The sequence below is a fragment of the Streptomyces sp. NBC_01474 genome, from assembly GCF_035918215.1.
Lineage (GTDB): Bacteria > Actinomycetota > Actinomycetes > Streptomycetales > Streptomycetaceae > Streptomyces > Streptomyces aureus.
This window is the reverse complement of sequence record NZ_CP109449.1, coordinates 3,379,859-3,397,344: the sequence shown is the minus strand read 5'-3', so window position 1 is coordinate 3,397,344 and position 17,486 is coordinate 3,379,859. Positions and strand designations below refer to the sequence as shown.

Annotated in this window: 11 protein-coding genes; 8 read left to right on the top strand and 3 right to left on the bottom strand. The window is 71.5% G+C overall.

The genetic code is table 11. The features are described 5' to 3' along the window. Positions 1 to 46 precede the first annotated feature (46 nt). The 3 genes from OG758_RS15790 to OG758_RS15780 all read right to left on the bottom strand — a co-directional run bounded on the left by OG758_RS15790 (position 47) and on the right by OG758_RS15780 (position 3,116). Positions 47 to 817 (bottom strand): TIGR04222 domain-containing membrane protein, encoded by a 771-nt coding sequence (locus OG758_RS15790; RefSeq protein WP_326710598.1) that lies wholly within the window; start codon positions 815 to 817, stop codon positions 47 to 49. A gap of 108 nt (positions 818 to 925) precedes the next feature. Further along, positions 926 to 1,669 (bottom strand): DUF4142 domain-containing protein, encoded by a 744-nt coding sequence (locus OG758_RS15785; RefSeq protein WP_326710597.1) that lies wholly within the window; start codon positions 1,667 to 1,669, stop codon positions 926 to 928. 103 nt (positions 1,670 to 1,772) lie between these two features. Continuing rightward, on the bottom strand, positions 1,773 to 3,116 hold the full coding sequence (locus OG758_RS15780) for a DUF692 domain-containing protein (protein ID WP_326710596.1): 1,344 nt from the start codon (positions 3,114 to 3,116) through the stop codon (positions 1,773 to 1,775). Positions 3,117 to 3,762: 646 nt separating this feature from the next. On the opposite strand from OG758_RS15780, the gene OG758_RS15775 reads away from it, so the two are divergent. The 8 genes from OG758_RS15775 to OG758_RS15740 all read left to right on the top strand — a co-directional run bounded on the left by OG758_RS15775 (position 3,763) and on the right by OG758_RS15740 (position 17,480). Further along, positions 3,763 to 5,628, top strand: a complete 1,866-nt coding sequence (locus OG758_RS15775) for a phage tail sheath subtilisin-like domain-containing protein (protein WP_326710595.1) — start codon at positions 3,763 to 3,765, stop codon at positions 5,626 to 5,628. Between the two features lie 34 nt (positions 5,629 to 5,662). Next, a complete protein-coding gene (locus OG758_RS15770) occupies positions 5,663 to 6,187 on the top strand; it encodes a phage tail protein (RefSeq protein ID WP_100591276.1) in 525 nt (174 codons plus the stop codon). A 134-nt stretch (positions 6,188 to 6,321) separates the two neighbouring features. Continuing rightward, complete coding sequence (locus tag OG758_RS15765) at positions 6,322 to 7,050, top strand: T4 family baseplate hub assembly chaperone (RefSeq protein WP_326710594.1); 729 nt, start codon at positions 6,322 to 6,324, stop codon at positions 7,048 to 7,050. After that, positions 7,043 to 7,765, top strand: a complete 723-nt coding sequence (locus tag OG758_RS15760; RefSeq protein ID WP_326710593.1) for a hypothetical protein — start codon at positions 7,043 to 7,045, stop codon at positions 7,763 to 7,765. Before OG758_RS15765 ends, OG758_RS15760 begins: the two co-directional genes overlap by 8 nt. 60 nt (positions 7,766 to 7,825) lie before the next feature. Further along, the gene (locus tag OG758_RS15755; RefSeq protein ID WP_326710592.1) at positions 7,826 to 8,656 is read left to right on the top strand and encodes a DUF4255 domain-containing protein; all 831 of its coding nucleotides are present in this window, start codon (positions 7,826 to 7,828) and stop codon (positions 8,654 to 8,656) included. Positions 8,657 to 8,689: 33 nt separating this feature from the next. After that, a complete protein-coding gene (locus OG758_RS15750; RefSeq protein ID WP_326715936.1) occupies positions 8,690 to 10,651 on the top strand; it encodes an ATP-binding protein in 1,962 nt (653 codons plus the stop codon). Next, entirely contained in the window at positions 10,642 to 10,962 is a 321-nt protein-coding gene (locus OG758_RS15745; protein ID WP_326710591.1) for a hypothetical protein, read from the top strand. The genes OG758_RS15750 and OG758_RS15745 overlap by 10 nt, the downstream gene beginning before the upstream one ends. After that, complete coding sequence (locus OG758_RS15740) at positions 10,959 to 17,480, top strand: eCIS core domain-containing protein (protein WP_326710590.1); 6,522 nt, start codon at positions 10,959 to 10,961, stop codon at positions 17,478 to 17,480. The genes OG758_RS15745 and OG758_RS15740 overlap by 4 nt, the downstream gene beginning before the upstream one ends. Positions 17,481 to 17,486 lie beyond the last annotated feature (6 nt).

Below are 17,486 nucleotides of genomic sequence, written 5' to 3'. Positions count from 1 at the left end.
TCGTGCGGCAGTTGACGAAGTAAAGCACCGGCCTGCCGGTGTCGGCTCAATGACCCCGTTGCGCCGTCCCGAAGGCCTCGCGCAGGGCCGGGTCGGACACCGCGCGGACGCCGTGCACGGCGACGGCGGTCAGCAGGGCGGCCTCCCCGACCCCGTCACGTACGCCGTTGGGCAGGGCGCCGATCAGCCGCTGTCCGGTGGGGGAGGCCCAGCGTGTGTAGGGGTGGACCTCGAAGCGGGCGATCGCCAGACAGGACAGCGTGAGAACGAGGGGCAGCGCGAACCACGCGGCGACCAGCACGCCGTCGCCCGGTTCCCCGCCCGGCATCGTGAGCGACACCCCGGCCAGGACCACGACGGCGAGCGCGGCGGCCCGCACCTGGCGGACCGCGGCCGCGACCCCGCCGCGCGCGCCGTCAGGCACGGCCAGGCCCGCCGTGACGAGCCGGTCGGCCAGCGCCCGTACCGCGTCCGCGGCCGCCGTCGCCCGGCGCACCGCCCCTATCCGGGACTGCCCGTCCGGCCCGATGGCGCCTATCACCGAGCGCTCGATGTCGTCGCCGCCGACCGGGTCGACCACGGTGGCCCAGCCGGTGTGCGCGAGCAGCAGCCGCCGGCTGCGCGCCATCGAGACGAGGGTCAGATCGGCGACCCGGAGCGGGCCGCCCGACAGGAACGCGGCCTCGTACAGCGTCAGCTCGTGCGCCCCGCCCCCGGCCGGCTCGCTGTGCGCGGCGTGCGCCGCGGCGAGGCAGAGGCGCGCGCAGGACAGAAAGGCCGCGGCGCAGGCCATGAGCAGGAACAGAAGCCAGAACATGGCGTTTTTCTATGTCACCTGATTCGGGTGGCGCCACGGGTTGTTCACCATATGGACAGAGCGTTGTCCGTATGTGACGTTCCGTTTTCCTCCCTTCCCCTTGTCGTGTCAGGGCTTGGGCCGGGAGGCCGCCGGGGGCATCGGGAAGGAGGGGGACGGGGAGAGGGGCGTGGGGGGAGTGGGGGACGCCACGGGGCCCGGCGGGGCGGGGGAGCGGGTCTCCGGTGGCGTACTCGCGCCGGCGGCGTCCCGCGCGAGGGCGTCGAAGTCGACCAGCCCCGTGGACTCCAGGACCTTGATGTGGTCGAGGACGGTCTTGTTCGCGTCGTCCGCCAGGTCCCGTACGAGCGAGTTGCGTGTCGTCGCGCGGACCTGGGCGACCAGTGAGAAGACCTTCCCGTGGGCCCGGCGCAGGATGTTGGCGAACTTCCGCTCGTAGTCGTCGCCGTGCGCCGCGCTCAGCTCGGTCAGCCACTGCTGCTGCTGGCCGTTGGGCTGGTCGGGGAGTTCGAGGCCGAGCCGCGCGGCGACCTCGCGCACGCGCGCGTCCAGGAAGGTGTGCCCCTCGACGAGGTGCTCACCCGCGGTCCGCACCGCCGTGCTGGTCCCTCTCGCCTCGGCCTGCTGGCCCGCGGGCAGCTCCCACAGCCCCGCGAGCCGCACCTTCGTGACGAACTCGCGGTCCAGGGCCGACAAGGGGCCGAATCTGGTCGACACGGTCCCCTCGTCGAGCAGGTCCACACCCGTGCCGGAGCGGTCGGCGTACGACCAGACCGGGAACACGAGAGCGGCGAGCGTGGTGACGAGCCCGGCGACGATGAGTCCGGTGCCGTTGACGAATCGGGTGCGCATGGTGCCTCCTGGTGCGGCACCGCACGCTAGTCCGCTTCACGGACGTGGGCTCGGGCAACCCCGGGAATACGTCAACTGCGGTACGGGCACGGGGTGGTGGTGCTCAGGCGGACCGGAGGGCCGGACGGCCCCGGTGGAGGGCGGACCGCGCCGCGCGCACCAGGCGTGCCCCCGGGTGCGAGGCCGGCGGGGTGGGCCCCGACCGCTCCCGCCACCACCGCTCCAGCTCCCGCCGTGCCCCGGCGTCCCCGGGTCCGCCGGAGTCGAGCAGATGCCCGGCGAAGTCGAGGGCGTCCCGGCGGTAGCCGCCCGTCATGGGCCGGCACTGCGCGTACGACAGGAACGCCGGGCGGTACGCGGCCGGGCCGAGGATCTCCGGCAGTTCGGGTGCCACCTTCGCCACGACGTCCGCCCGCTTGGCGCACAGTGCCCGGCTCTGGACCTTGAGCCGCACCCGGTCGAACCCCTCCGGTGCGGGCGTCCCCGCGACGAGGGCGGACAGGAGCGCGGCCTGCGCGAGCGCGAGCCGCTGACGGGCGGGGCCGGTGTCCTGCGGAGCGCCGGTGCCGCGCGAGGCCGTGTCCGAGGAGGGCCGCACGGTGCGCCCCTCGGCGGGCGCGGTCGTCAACGTCCGCCTGATCTCGTCGAGTTCACGCTCAAGCTCCCGTGGAGCCGGGAAGTTCTCGTCGCGCTCCAGGAGGACTCCGGGGGGCGAGACCCGGGACGCCAGGTCGGCGAGGATGTCGAGGACGGGGCGCGGTACGGGGTGCGCGTGGCTGTCGTGCCACACGCCGTCGCGCTCGAATCCGCCCGCCACATGCACGTACGCGATGGCCTCGACCGGCAGTTCACCGAGAGCCTTCGCGGGGTCCTCGCCGCGGTTGACGTGGTTCGTGTGCAGGTTCGCCACGTCGATGAGGAGGTGGACGCCGGTGCGCTCCACAAGCTCGTAGAGGAACTGGCCTTCCGTCATCTCCTCGCCGGGCCAGGAGAACAGGGCCGCGATGTTCTCCACGGCGAGGGGGACGGGCAGTGCGTCCTGGGCGATGCGGATGTTCTCGCAGAGCACGTCGAGGGCGTCCCTCGTGCGCGGGACGGGCAGCAGATGGCCGGCCTCCAGCGGCTGCGACGCGGTGAGCGCGCCGCCCGCCCGTACGAACGCGATGTGCTCGGTGACGAGCGGGGAACCGAGGGTCTCCGCGCGGGCCGCGAGGTCGGCGAGCCTGCCCTCGTCGGGCCGGTCGGCGCCGCCGAGACCGAGCGAGACGCCGTGCGGCACGACGGTGACGCCGCGCTCGCGCAGCCGCAGCAGGGAGTCGGGGACGTGCCCGGGGCACACGTTCTCCGCGACGGCCTCGACCCAGTCGATGCCGGGCATCGCCTCCACGGCCTCCGCGATCTCCGGACGCCAGCCGATGCCCGTACCCAGACGCTCGATCCGCTGCATGGTTCCCCTCCTCCACCCCGGCCGTGTGCCGTGCGATGCCGGTGTCATGACCCCGGCGGACTCCACCGAACCCAGGAGGGGGGACGTTCAGAGGTTCATTTGAGGTTCCTCGCGACGCCGGCGCGCAGGGCCGGGCGCCGGCGCCGCGGTCTCACCCCGGTGGAATCGGCCACGGCGATCTACGCGCGTCTGCGTATGGCGCAAGGGCAGGAGAGCCGCGCGAACTGGCGCGGAACCACGTCGCCGCCAGAATTGTGAGGTACGTCCGGACGTGGGTTCCCTTCCGCTGCACCATCCGCTGTGTGGGACTCGTGAACTTCCTGCCCCGACACGTGCGCATCGTGTGCAGGTCGCACGGGCGCCTCTTCATCGAACCGACTTTCGGGCTGGCGTAAACATGCCTTGCTCCCGCAACCCCCAACTACCCAAGGTGGGTGGGCACTTGAGCATCAGGAGTCACAAGCATGCGTGCTTGACCCGGGCGGCCGTCCGTCCGGGGCATTGACGGGGGAAGCTGATACGAGGCGTGCGGACCGGCGCGGCATGACGCGTCCGGAGACCGCCGCGCGCCGCCCTTTGCCACACCTCCCCCTCTGCCGCCTCTTGGTGCCTTTCACCCGGTGCCCGAGAAGGGATAGGAGGGGGAATGCCGACGAATGCCGTGAGTGCCGTGAGGCCGACTTACCCGGGCGTCTACGTCGAAGAACTTCCCAGCAGCACCCGCGCCATCTCCGCCGTGACCACTTCGGTGACCGCGTTCGTGGGGCACACCCGGCGCGGCCCGCTGAACGAGCCGGTGCGCGTCACCGGATTCACCGAGTTCGAGCGGCGCTTCGGAGGGCTGAGCGCGCAGAGCCCGCTCGCCTACGCGGTGCACCAGTTCTTCGGCAACGGCGGCTCCGTCGCCGTGATCGTCCGGGTCGCCAGGGCGGGCAGCGGCAAGTCCGCCTGCGTCGTCCTGGAGTCCACCGACGGCCGCAGCGAGAGCCATGTGCTCGAGGTCCACGCCAAGGAACCCGGCGTGTGGGGCAACAGTCTGCGGGTCGCCGTCGACTACGACACGACGTGCCCCGACGAGACCTTCAACCTGCGGGTCCACGACGCCAGGGGCGACGCCCGCGAGAGCTTCACCGGCCTGTCCATGGACGCCGGCAGCGGAACCTACGCGCCCACCGTGATCAACGCCGGTTCGCGCCTCATCCGCGTCGACGCCGTGGGTGAGGGACGCCCCGACCCGTCCGGCACCGTCTCCAAGCCGTTCGGTCACGAACTGCCCGATCTGGCCGTCGACGTGACGGTGAAGATCGGTGACGTGGAGCGCGAGTTCAAGCTCTACGACGCCGACTGCGACGGCGAAGTCCCGTCCTCCGTGGCTGAGTTGGCGCTGCTTCTCGAGCGCAAGCTGCGGGCGCTGCCCGACGCGCCGGGCCGGCACGCCTTCGCGGGAGTCGAGGTCACCGCGTTCGGCCGGCGCCTCCAGGTCGTCGCGGGCTCCACCGACCCCGAGGACGTCGTCCGCTTCCTGGGCGAGTGCGCCAACGACCTGGGCCTGGAGGCCTCGGTCAACCCGCCGGTGCTCCCGCTGGAGGGCGGCGAGGACGGCGAGGCCCCCGGGCCGCGCGACCTCATCGGCTCCGAGGCCGACAAGACCGGCATCCAGGCGCTGCGCGGGGTGGCCGACGTCAACCTGCTCTCGCTGCCGGAACTGGCGTCGTACGAGAAGACCGAGGACGCGCTCACCGTCGTGTCCGCCGCTCAGCGGCTGTGCGAGGAGCGGCGGATCTTCCTGCTGGTCGACGCGCCCGCCACCTGGGTGAGCGTGGACTCGGCGCGGGCGGGCCTGTCCACCTTCGACGCCGTGCGCGGCAACCACGCGGGCCTGTACTTCCCGCACCTGCAGCTCACCGACCCGCTCACCGGGAGGCTGCGCGCCTTCCCGCCGTCCGGCGCGGTCGCCGGCGTCATCGCGCGCACCGACTCCGAGCGCGGTGTCTGGAAGGCGCCGGCCGGCACGGAGGCGCAGCTCGTCGGAGTGCGCTCCCTGACCGTCGAACTGACGGACCGCGAGACGGGACTGCTCAACCCGCTCGGTGTGAACTGCTTGCGCACCTTCCCCCTGGCCGGCCCGCTGGTGTGGGGCGCGCGCACGCTGGAGGGCTCCGACGCCCTCGACAGCGCGTGGAAGTACGTGCCCGTGCGGCGGCTCGCGCTGCATGTGGAGGAGAGCCTCCAACGCGGGTTGCAGTGGGTCGTGTTCGAGCCCAACGACGAGAGCCTGTGGCAGCAGATCCGGCTGTCCGCCTCCTCGTACCTGCACACGCTCTTCCGCCAGGGCGCCTTCAAGGGCAGCACCCCGCGGGAGGCGTACTTCGTCAAGTGCGACAGCGAGACCACGACGGACGAGGACGTGGCCAACGGGATCGTCAACGTGCTCGTCGGTATCGCGCCGGTCCGTCCGGCCGAGTTCGTGGTCGTCAAGATCCAGCAGACGTCCGGGCAGTTCGCTCTCTAGCGGCCCGGGATCCAGGGAGAGCTGAAGGAAATCGATGGCTGAGTTCACGGTCAACGCCCATCGCTTCGACCCGTACAAGAACTTCAAGTTCCTGGTCCTGTGGGACGGACGTACGGTCGCCGGCATCAGCAAGATCAGTCCGCTGAAGCGGACCACGGAGGTCGTCAAGCACCGCCACGGCGGTGACCCCTCCTCCCCGCGCAAGTCGCCGGGGCGCTCGGAGTTCGAGGGCATCACCCTCGAGCGCGGAGTCACCCACGACCCCGAGTTCGACCGCTGGGCCAACAAGGTCTGGCAGGTCGGCGCGGGCCTCGGCTCCGAGGTGTCCCTCGCGGACTTCCGCAAGGACCTCGTCATCCAGGTCCTCAACGAGGCGGGCCAGGTCGCCGTCTCGCACAAGCTGTACCGGACCTGGCCCAGCGAGTACCAGGTCCTCGGCGAACTGGACGCCAACGCCAACGCGGTGGCCATCCAGTCGCTGAAGCTCGAGTGCGAGGGCTGGGAGCGGGACTACGAGGTGCCCGAGCCGGAGGAGCCCTCGTTCCTCAACCCGGCCTGAGCGCTCCGCCGGAAGTGCCGTGACGGGTCGTCGTTCGTCGGCGGCTTCGTCGTGGCTGGTCGCGCAGTTCCCCGCGCCCCCATGGGCGCTGTCGAACCGCGGCGACCTGCTTGGTCGAGGGAATCGGGGTGGGCATGGTGATCACCGGGGCGGCTGAACTGCTGGCTGCCTGGGAGGCGGGCCTCGGCGAGGCTCCGGTCGGGCGTGCGCTGCTGCTGCACCGCACGGCACGACCGGACGTCGGGGCGGAGCGGCTGTCGGCACTGCCGGTGGGCGAGCGCGAGGCGGACCTGTTCGCGTTGCGCCGGGAGCTGTTCGGCGAGCGGATGCAGGTGCGCCTGGCGTGCGGGGCGTGCGGGGAGGACATGGAGTTCGACCTGGACGCCGGGGAGCTCGCGGGGTCCCTGGGCGGGCGCGGCGAGTCGGCCGTGCGGGTGCAACAGGACGGCTGGGAAGTCGAGTTCAGGCTGCCAGGCGTCGCCGACCTGACGGCGGCGGTCCGGGCGGCGCACCCGCGTACGGCACTGCTCGCGCGGTGCCTGGTCTCGGCGGTGCACGACGGGACGGCGGTGACGGCGGGGGAGTTGCCCGCGCCGGTGCAGAGCCGGATCGTCGAGGCCGTCGAGGCGGCCGACCCCGGCGCCGACCTGGCGCTCAACGTGGCCTGCCCCGAGTGTGGGCAGGCCACCCGGGCTGAGCTCGACATCGCCACCTACCTGTGGACCGAACTGGACGCCTGGGCACGGGACGTGCTGCTCGACGTCCATCTGCTCGCCACCGCCTACGGCTGGAGCGAGCCGGAGATCCTGGCGCTCAGCCCGACGCGGCGCCGCTACTACCTGGAGCTGTGTGCGGATGTCTGACTCCGAGGCCCCTGGGGGCTCGCCGGACTTCCTCGACCGGCTGCTCGCGCGGCACACCGCGCCGCGACCGGCCGCGGCGCGGGTACGGCCCCGGTTGCCCGGCCCGTTCGAGCGGGTCGAGGCGGTACGGGCCGCCGCACCGGCACCGGGCGAGGACGCGCTGCTGTGGCCCGCGGCCACGCCGCCGACCGTCGCGCTGCCGGATGTGCCGCCGCCGACGGTTGTGGCGGCGCGGACGCACATGGAACGGGAGCGGACCGTCGTACACACGGAGCGGGAGGCTGAGCCGCAGGGGCCGCGTCCGGCCGCTCCGGCCCGCGCCGAGGCGCCGTTGCCGCGTCCCGCCACCTTCGTCGCGCCGGCGCTGCGACCGCTGCCCGACACCGGGCGGCGTGCGGCGGTGCGCGCGGAGCGGGAACCGGCACAGACCGCGGTGTCCGTGCCCCTCCCCCCGGGCAGGGACGCCGCTCCCCACGCCGGGCCGGCGGCGCTGCCCCCCAGCGCCGCCGGCCCGGCGGCAACGCGCGACGCCGTACGGCAGGCCGCGGCCCGGCGACCGGCACGCGTCACCGAGCAGGTGGTGCAGGTACAGATCGGGCGGCTCGAAGTGACGGCGGGCGAGGCGCCCGGCGCCGGACGGCCCCGGACGCCCGCCGCGGGGAGGGCAGGGGCCACGTTGAGCCTCACGGAATACCTGGCGCGGGGGCGCGAGTGAACGGCGAGAACGGATCAGTACGACGACCAGCAGGCCGAGAGGAACCGAGGAACTGACGCCATGAGCAACGCACTTGCCCTCGCGCATGTCACCCAGGCCCTCGCCCTGCTGCTCGAGTCCAACCTGGGTCCCGAGATCGACATGGCCGTCAAGGTCGAGCCGCGCAAGCCGCCGGCCGACCCGCCGACCGAGCCCACCATCTCCGTGTTCCTCTACCAGGTCACGCCCGACACCTCGCAGCGCAACAACGACCTGCCGACGCGTGCGGCCGACGGCACGCTGGTCAAGCGGCCCGTCGCGGCACTCGACCTGCACTTCCTGATCACCGCGTACGGCGACGAGACGGAGCTGGTCGGGCAGCGGCTGATCGGTTCCGTGGTGCGCGCGCTGCACGAGATACCGGTTCTGCCGAAGGACATCATCGAACTCGCCGGGGAACGGCCGTACCTGGCGGGCAGCGATCTCGCCGAGTCGGCGCAGCGCGTGCGGTTCACGCCGACGGTGATGGACGTCGACGAGACGTCGAAGTTGTGGGGGATGCTCTACCAGACGCCCTACACCCTGTCGGTGGTCTACCAGGCGGCCCTCGTCCTCATCGACGGCCGGGAGACTCCGGTGGCGGGCAAGCCGGTGGAGCGGCCGGAGGTACGGGTGCTGCCGTTCGGGGCGCCGGGCGCGCCGGTGCCTCCGGGGGCGGAGCCGACTCCTGACGTGACATCGAATGAGCCTCCTCCAGGCGACGTCGTGAAGCAGGAGACCGAACCCCCCGCCCGCCCGAGCGCAAAGAAGACAGCCAGGACCCCTGCGAAGACCGCCGCGAAATCCCCGGCCAAGGCCCCGGCACGCACGCGCAAGACAGCGCCCCGGGCCGCCAAGCCCGCACAGGAGTGACACGGCATGGAGACGACGGGGGCAGGTGAGGACATGGGGACGCACGAACAGAACGCGGCGGACGCCGAGCCGGGCGGTGCGACGCTGACCGCGGAGATCCGGCGCGTCCTGGCCCGTGTCGACGCGCATGCCGCACGTGTCACGCAGGAGAGCGACGGTGCCCCCGGGGCCGAACTCGCCACCGCGCCCGGCGGCCCCGGCACCGCCCCGCTCGACGCACTCGTCTCCTGCTTCAGCATCACGCCCTTCGAGCGCGACCTCGTACTCCTCGCCGCTGCCCACGAGTTGGAGCCCACGGCCGCCGCCCGATGTGCCGCGGCCTGCGGTGACCCCGAACGGACATACCCCACCTTCTCGCTCGCGCTGGCCGCGCTGGCCGAGCCGCACTGGAGTGCCCTGACGCCCGTGGCGCCGCTAAGGCGCTGGCGGATCGTCGAGCTGGACGACGAGTCGCGGCTGACGGCCTCCCGGCTGCGCCTCGACGAGCGCATCCTGCATTTCCTGCTGGGCTCGCCCTATCTGGACGCGCGACTGCACGGCCAGTTGCGCCGCACGCCGGCGCCTCAGGAGCTGACGCCGTCGTACGACCTGGCCGCGAGCCGGCTCGCCGAGGGCTGGGCGACGGCGGCGGACTCCGACGCGCCGCTCGTCGAGGTGACCGGCGGGGACCTGCGCAGCCGGGCCGACCTCGCCGCCGCGGCGGCCGCGCGCTCGGGATTCGGGCTCTACTCGATGAGCGCCGAGGACGTGCCGTCCGACCCGGTCGAGCGTGACCGGCTCGCCCGGCTGTGGCAGCGTGAGGCGGTTCTGCTGCCCTCGGCGCTGCTCGTCGAGGTGGGCGAACTGGACCGCGACCAACGGGCGGCGACCGAGTCGTTCCTGGCGGGGGCCGCTGTACCGGTCGTGGTGTCGAGCGAGGATCCGCTGCGCTCGGAACGGTCGTACGGGGCCCGGGTGGTCGTGCCGCGACTGGACGACGAGGAGCAACTCGGGCTGTGGTCGAGCGCGTTCGACGGGGTGGACCTGGACGAGAGCGAACTGCGGGCCCTGGTGGCCCAGTTCCAGTTGCCGCCGCACGTCGTGCGTTCGGCGGCCGCCGCCGTACACCGCCGGCTGCCGCACGAGGACGAGCTGGACGCCGCCGAACTCGCCTGGCGCGCCGGGCTCGACGAGGCGCGGATCGGCATGGACGAGCTGGGGCGGCGGATCGCGCCGCAGGCCGGCTGGGACGACCTGGTGCTGCACGAGCGGCAGACGAGCGTGCTGCGCGAGATCGTCGCGCATGTGCGGCAGCGGGCAACCGTGCACCAGGAGTGGGGGTTTGCGGCCACCCTGCGCCGCGGCCTCGGCGTGACCGCGATGTTCGCGGGGGGCTCCGGCACCGGCAAGACGCTGGCCGCCGAGGTCATGGCGAAGGAACTCGGCCTCGACCTGTTCGTCATCGATCTGTCGCAGGTGGTCAGCAAGTACATCGGCGAGACCGAGAAGAACCTCCGCCGGGTCTTCGACGCCGCCGAACGCGGCGGCGCGCTGCTCCTGTTCGACGAGGCCGACGCGCTGTTCGGCAAGCGCAGCGAGGTCAAGGACAGCCACGACCGCTACGCCAACCTCGAGGTCAGCTATCTGCTGATGCGGATGGAGGCCTACCGGGGACTGGCCGTCCTCACCACCAACATGAAGAACGCCCTCGACACGGCCTTCCTGCGGCGCATCCGCTTCGTCGTCGACTTCCCCTTCCCGGCCGAGCACGAGCGCGCCGAGATCTGGCGCCGCGTGCTGCCGTCGCAGGCCCCGGTGAAGGACATCGACGCGTCGCTGCTCGCCCAGCTCACCGTCGCCGGCGGCTCGATCCGCAACATCGCCCTGTCCGGGGCCTTCCTGGCCGCCGAAGAGGGCGACCGGCTGCAGATGCGGCACATGCTCGCCGCCGCCCGCACCGAGTACCTGAAGCTGGAGCGCTCGCTGACGCCTTCGGAGGTGCGCGGATGGGTGTGAATTTCTCGCGCGACCACGCGCGGGGCCACTCGCGGAACCAGGAGCCCTCGGCGATCCGTGTGGAGATCGGGGAGCTGGTTCTCGACGGCTTCCGGGCGGATCCGGAGCGCGTCTCGGCCGCCTTCGAGAGTGAACTGACCCGGCTGGTACGGCTGCACGGCGTACCCCTGGCGGCGGACGGTTCCCTCGCGGTCGACGCGCTGTCCGGGCTGCCGCCCCTGCCCGCCGGACTGTCCGCGCGACGCCTCGGGCAGGAGCTGGCGCGTGCCGTGCACGAAGGGCTGAGCGGTCACGGGGAGGTGAGCCGGTGAGCTCCCAGACCCAGGACGCCCGTGCGGAGCAGGCCGCCGAGCAGCGGCGTCGTAAGCGCAAGGAGCGGGCCGCCAAGTCCCGTGCGCCCGAGCCGAAGAACATCGTCAGCGGCGCCGGACAACCCCTCGACCCGGGTCTGCGACGGGAGCTGGAGGAGCAGCTCGGTCACGATCTCGGTCGGATACGGCTGCACACCGGCCGGGACGCCGGGCAGCTGACCGAGCTGCTCGGCGCCGACGCGGTCGCGGTCGGCCAGGACGTCTTCTTCCGCGAGGGCGCCTACCGGCCCGGCACCGACGAGGGCCGCCGGCTGCTGACCCACGAGCTGCAGCACACGGTGCAGAACCCGCACGGCCTCGGCGCGCTGCGGGCCGGCCGCGAGCTCGGCGCCGTGAGCCTGCCGCAGCAGGCCATCGAACGGGAGGCGGAGGCGGCTGCCCGGGCGGTCGTACAGCCGGGAGCCCTGGAGCAGACGCCGCAGGTCGAGGAGGGCCAGGCCACCCCGGGCTGGCTGCGCTACGCCACCGTCGACGCCGACCGGATGCGCGCCGAGGCCGTCGACCCGGCGACCCTCGTGGACCGGCTCGCGGGAAACGTGCTGCGCTCCCTGCGCGGCGACCCGACCGACGCCTCCGGCCGGGTACGGCTCCAACTGGCCCGTATGTCGGAGGAGTTGGAGAACGCGGTCGTCGACCGGCTGGAGAACCGGCTGCTCACGCCCGAGTACGACCGGCTCCTGGAGATCGCCGATCAAGCCCGCCCCGGTCCCGTCGAACTCCAGCCCGCCGAGACGCCGTTGCCCGAGACCGACCTCTTCGAGGCGCTCGGCGTCGAACGCACCCAGTGGCAAAAGAAGCAGGAGTCCGACCGCCGGTCCGGCGACCGGCGCGCCGATGACACCCGCGAGGAACAGCAGAACGCCAAGGCCCGCGACGAGAAGAGCAGCAGTAACCGCAGCCGGGCCCGCTCGGACGCCGCCACCGAGGAGCAGGACTCCGACCGGCGCACGGAGCAGGAGGACGAGCGCAACGCCTCCCGGCAGCAGGCCAAGGAAGAGCAGCAGCAGACGGACGAGCAGGCGGCCGGCGACCGCGAGCGCACCGACCAGGCCGCCGACCGACATGCCCAGGGACAGCAGGCGGGCACGGAGCAAGCCAAGGAGGAGCGCAAGGAGCAGCGCGACCGCGAGGAGGCCGACCCGCGGCAGGCGAGCGCGCCGGGGACCGACAAGCGCAAGGAGCGGGACGACCAGACCCAGCCGGGCGCCGGGTCGAAGAGCGAGGAATCGGACCCGAAGCAGAAGGCCCAGCCCGGTCCCGTACGCCCGGAGAAGGTCGACGAGCGTGCCGAGCAGCCCGACTCCGCGCTGTCCGAGCACGGGCTCAACGAGAAGGACGAGGACGGCGGCCCTGAGGCCGAACCGCGGGAAGAGGAAAGGCCGCTGGGCCTCGAAGCGGGCGCCGACCAGGAGGTCGCGGGCGGCGAGGACGAGGGCGGCCGGGCGCCGGGTGCGGAGCAGGAACCCGCGATCAAGCCGGAGGACTACCTGCCGGAGGCCGACCTCGACCTGTCCGCCGTACCGACCGCGGACAAGCTCGCACCGGGCGCCGCCGAACCCTCGCTGCCCTCCTTCCCGGCCCCGCCGCCGACCAAGGCCGAGAAGACCGAGCAGGAGCGGGAGAAAAGGGACCAGGAGGCGGACGAGGACGCCGCCGGACCCGAGCAGAAGGCGCCGGGCCAGGACGAGGGACCCGTCGAGGGCGAGGCCCCGCAGCCCGAGAACGGGCCCGCCGCACAGGCCCAGGACCGCGGCACCAAGGACCTCCAGGAGACCGACAAGCCGCTCGACCAGGAGGTCGGCCAGGACCCCGCGACCCAGGACAAGGAACAGCCCGAGGCCGAGGCCGAGAAGCCCGACCCGGAGCAGCAGCAGGAGAAGGAGCAGAACAAGGAGCCGGAGTCCGCCGAGGGGGACCGGACCGACGACGAGAAGCCGGACGCCGAGGACGCGGAGGCGGAGAAGAGCGGGCAGCGGGAGCGTACGGCTGCGGAGTCCCGCACGACCGCGGGATCCCCGTCGGCCGCCGCGCCCACCGTGGTGAGCCCGGTGGCGGCGGCTGTGTCCAAGCCCGCGGGCGCGCAGACCCCCAAGACCCCGGTCGAGGACCGCGACCCCTCGCCCGCCGCCCGGCGCGGTGCCGAACCGCCCCGGTCCGAGCGCGAGGCGCCGCAGGCCAAGAGCCAGGTACCCAAGGAGAGCGGGCCCGGCGCCGCGCCGCGCGGACCCGTGGGTGCCGCCGAGAGGACCGGACCGACGACCGCTGCCGGACCCGGTGCCGCACCGTCCGTCACGCAGGCGGCGGTGAGCCCGGCCGCCGAGCAGAGCGATGGGCCCGGCCAGACCGCTTCCGACACGGACGCGCCCCGGCCCGAGGCGTCCCTGGAGAAGGACGGCGGTGGCTGCGCGCCGCCCGCACCCGCACCCGAGAAGGACGAGGGCGGGCAGGGAGGTTGCGGGGGCGGCGGTGGCGAGGCCGCGCCCGAACAGAAGCAGGAGGACCCGCCGGACGTCTCGGGGCAGGACCCCAAGGCCGCCGTGCAGACCGTGAGCAAGCTGGCGCCTGACCAGGCGGCCGCCGCCATGCCCGGGGTCGACAGGGCCGCGGACAGGAAGATCGGCGAGGAGCAGCAGCGGCTCGACGCGGCCCCGCCGACGCGCGAACGTCCCTCTGGGGCGCCGCAGACGCGTTCGGCGCCGCCCGAGGCCGCACCCGAGGCCGCTCAGGTCACCGGCAAGGTGGAACGGATCGGCCCGGAGGACCAGGGCGACAAGCAGAAGGCCAAGGGCGGTGACAAGGCCGAGGGCAAGGAGGCCACCGCCGACGTTCCGCCGCCGGCGGCCCCCGCCGTGCCCGACAAGGGGCTCAGCGAGGCCGAGGCGAAGAACGTCGAGGCGGCGGCCGACGCGGTCCCGACGACCGACCCGGAGCTGGAGAACAAGACGGTGGGCCCGGCGCCCAAGATCCGTCTCGAAGGCGCCAGCGACCCCACCCGCACCGACGACCAGGCCAAGGCGCTCAAGGACAAGCAGTCCGACCTGCAGACGACGGGCCGCGAGGACGCGGCCAAGCCGCTCGGCGAGGATCAGATCTTCCCGAACGCCCCCGCGGAACAGCTCCACGGCAAGGCCTCCGGCGGCGCGGGCGGCGGCAAGGCGGGCGCGCTGGAGGCCACTCCCGCGCCGAAGGCCGGCGTCGGCGCCGTCGCCAAGCAGGAGAAGGGCACCGAGATCACCGGTGGCGCCGGCAAGGCGCAGGGCGACCTCGATGCCAAGGACAAGGAGCACCAGCAGAGCGAGCAGCAGGCCAAGCAGGACAAACAGACCGAGATCAACAGCGAGGTCGAGCGCAACACCGCGCAGCAGACCGCGGAACGCGGCCGGGTCGCCCAGGAGACGCGGAAGCAGCGCGAGGACTGGCGGGGCGAGCAGGACAAGAAGGTCGAGGACGCGGACAAGCAGTCCGACGACGAGCACGGCAAGAAGAACAAGGAGATCGTCAAGGCCCGCGACGACAAGGACAAGGAGGTCGGCGAGCGCAAGGACAAGGACAACGCCTCGATCGACACCGAGCGCGAGAACGCCGAGAAGGAGGCCCAGAAGAAGAAGGAGGAGAAGAAGAAGCCCTCCGGAGGCCTGTTCGGCTGGATCGCGGACAAGGTCGCCGACTTCTTCAAGGGCCTGCTCGCCGCCGTCACCGCGGTCTTCGACGCCGCCCGCAAGGCCGTCAACGGGATCATCGACCAGTTCAAGGAGTGGGCCAACCAGGCCATCGACTTCGTACGCGATCTGGCGATCAAGGCGATCAACGCACTCGCCGACGTCCTGATAGCGATAGGCGACACGCTGCTGGCGGCCTTCCCCGAACTCCGGGACCGCTTCCGCAAGGCGATCGAGGGCCTGCGGGACGCGGCGATCGCGAAGGTCAACCAGCTGGCGGACAGCCTGAAGAAGGCGGTCAACGCGCTGCTGGACGCCCTTGCCGCCGGCCTGAACAAACTGCTTGACGTCCTGGAGGCGGGCGTCAAGGCGGTCATCAAGGCCTACCAGGCGATCATCGTGGGCGCGATCAAGTTCGCGCAGGCGGCGATCGAGGCGCTGGGGAAGTTCGCGGCGCTGGTCGCCGACATCGCGCCCGACCCGGGCGGCTGGATCTCCAAGGCGGGCAGCTCGGCCAAGACCGGCATCACCGACCACCTCTGGGGCGCCATCAAGGTGGCGGTGAAGGGCTGGTTCGACACGAAGGTCGAGGGCATCCTCGGCCTGGGTAAAGCGGTGATCGACGTCCTGGTCAAGGGCTGCGTCTCGATCAAACAGATCGGCAAGATGGCCTGGGAAGCGATCACCGCCTCGCTCCCGATGATGATCGCGACGCTGGTCATCGAGAAGGTCGTCTCGATGATCGTGCCGGCGGCGGGCGCGATCCTCACGATCATCCAGGGCCTGATGGCGGCGTGGTCGACGGTCAGCTCGATCCTGTCGGCGTTCGGCAAGTTCTGGGCCTACCTGAAGGCGGTCAAGGCGGGCCCGGCGGCCTGCCTGTTCGCGGAGGCGGTCGCGGCGGGCGTCGTGGCCCTCCTGGACTTCATCACCAACTTCCTCCTCCAGAAGCTGTCTTCAGCGACAAAGGGCGTCGGTAAGCGCCTCAAGGGCATGGCCCAGAAGATCATGGACGGCCTGAAGAAGGTCGGGGGCGGGGCGAAGAAGGCGGCGGGGGCGGCGGTCAATTCGGCGCGGGCCGCGGTACGGAAGGCCAGGCAGGCCTTGAGTCGGCCCGGCAGTGAGCGCAGGCCGAAGGGCGAGCCGTCTCCCGACCTCAAGTCCCCGGTGAAGCCGAAGGATCACGCTACGCCGAAGGGGCCGGCGAAGAAGCCGGACGGTGCGGAGACGAAGCCGAAGGAGAGGGCGCCCGAGAAGGAGCAGGGACCCGCCAAGGACCGGACCCCGGACAAGGAAAAGGCACCGGCCACGGACAAGACTTCCGAGTCCGCTCCGAAGAAGAAGCAGAAGGAGATCGAGGGCCCCAAGCCCACCAAGCCGAAGAAGCCCAAGTCCCCTGTGGGCAGGGCCCTCTCGAAGGCCAAGGGTGCGGTCAAGTCGGCCCTGAAGAAGGTCGGCAACGCGGCCAAGACCCTCGGCCGGAAGCTGAAGAAGTCGAAGCTCGGCAAGGCGCTCAAGAACGGCGCGTCGAAGCTGCGGAACTTCTTCAAGCGGAAGAAGGACCAGTTCCGCGACCACAAGCGGCGCCAGCAGGAGCAGAAGAGGCGGAACCAGGACCGGCGGAAGAAGGACGAGAAGTCCAAGGAATCGAAGGAGGCACGGCTCCAGAGGATCATCGGGCGAATCCGCCCCCGCCTTCAGCGCATGCTGGGCAAGGGCGTGGGCCGGCTCGCATCGAATGCGGTGCTGTTGGGGCTCAAGACCTGGTACCGGCTCACTGAACTCAGCGACACGCGCAGCAGCCCATTCAAGATCAATGCCACGCTGAACCCCACCGGATCGGCTGGTGAGGGAAGCCGCGCCAAGGTGGAACTCTCGGCCAGGTTGGAGGAATTCCTCAACAAGGATCCCGAACGGCGAGCACGGCTTGAGCAGGCTCTAAACATTTCGACCCTCGATGACTGGCTCCTGTTCAAGGGGGCGGAGAACGCCGATGAGTTCATGATGAAGATCCGTAGGATTCTCAAGGATCTCGATAAGGCGGATCAGCGCAACACGAGGGACAAGGTCCTCGGCACCATCAGGGTGGCGGAAGGCGACACGCGAGAGAAACTGCGTGCCCAGGAAGCCAACAAGGGCAGGTGGCAGCCGGATGCCGGGGAGGTCCCGGACGAGGTGGTCAGCCAGGAGGAGGACGCGTTCCATCGCGTACACATGAGTGACGCGATACAGCGGGCCAAGCCTCCCGTCATCGGTGACCCCAGCCTTCCGCAGGGGGTCGCTCGGGTTGCCTGGACCCCGGAAAAGATGCGGGACAAGGTGGAGTTCGCGCGAAAGGCTCTGGCCCTCAAGAAGGCCGGTGAACGCGGGCAGGTCTCCAAGTTCAAGAGCAGCGCGGACGAAATGTTCCTCGACGAGATCGATCGTCAGATGCTGATCGCCCAGTTCGGTGAGATCGCGAAAAGGACCAAGGCGCCGAAGAAGCCGAGGCCATCACGGGACCCCGACCTGGCCACCCGCCTCAAAGACCTGAGCATGAAGTTCAAGCAGCTGGTCATCATCCGCTCGGATCAACTCGCGAAGCCAAAGGGGCGGCTGTTCCAGAACGACGTGAAGGAGCGGCTGAAGAACATGCAGGCCGACCACACGATCGAGTTGCAGTCCGGCGGGCGCGACATATATGACAACCTGCGCCTGATTGACAAGGGTATGAATCAGAAGATGGGCGCGCAGATCAAGGACTCGGTGAATCGTCTGGACTACGGCGCCCTGTATGGTTTTGACATTCAAATGTACTGACTATTC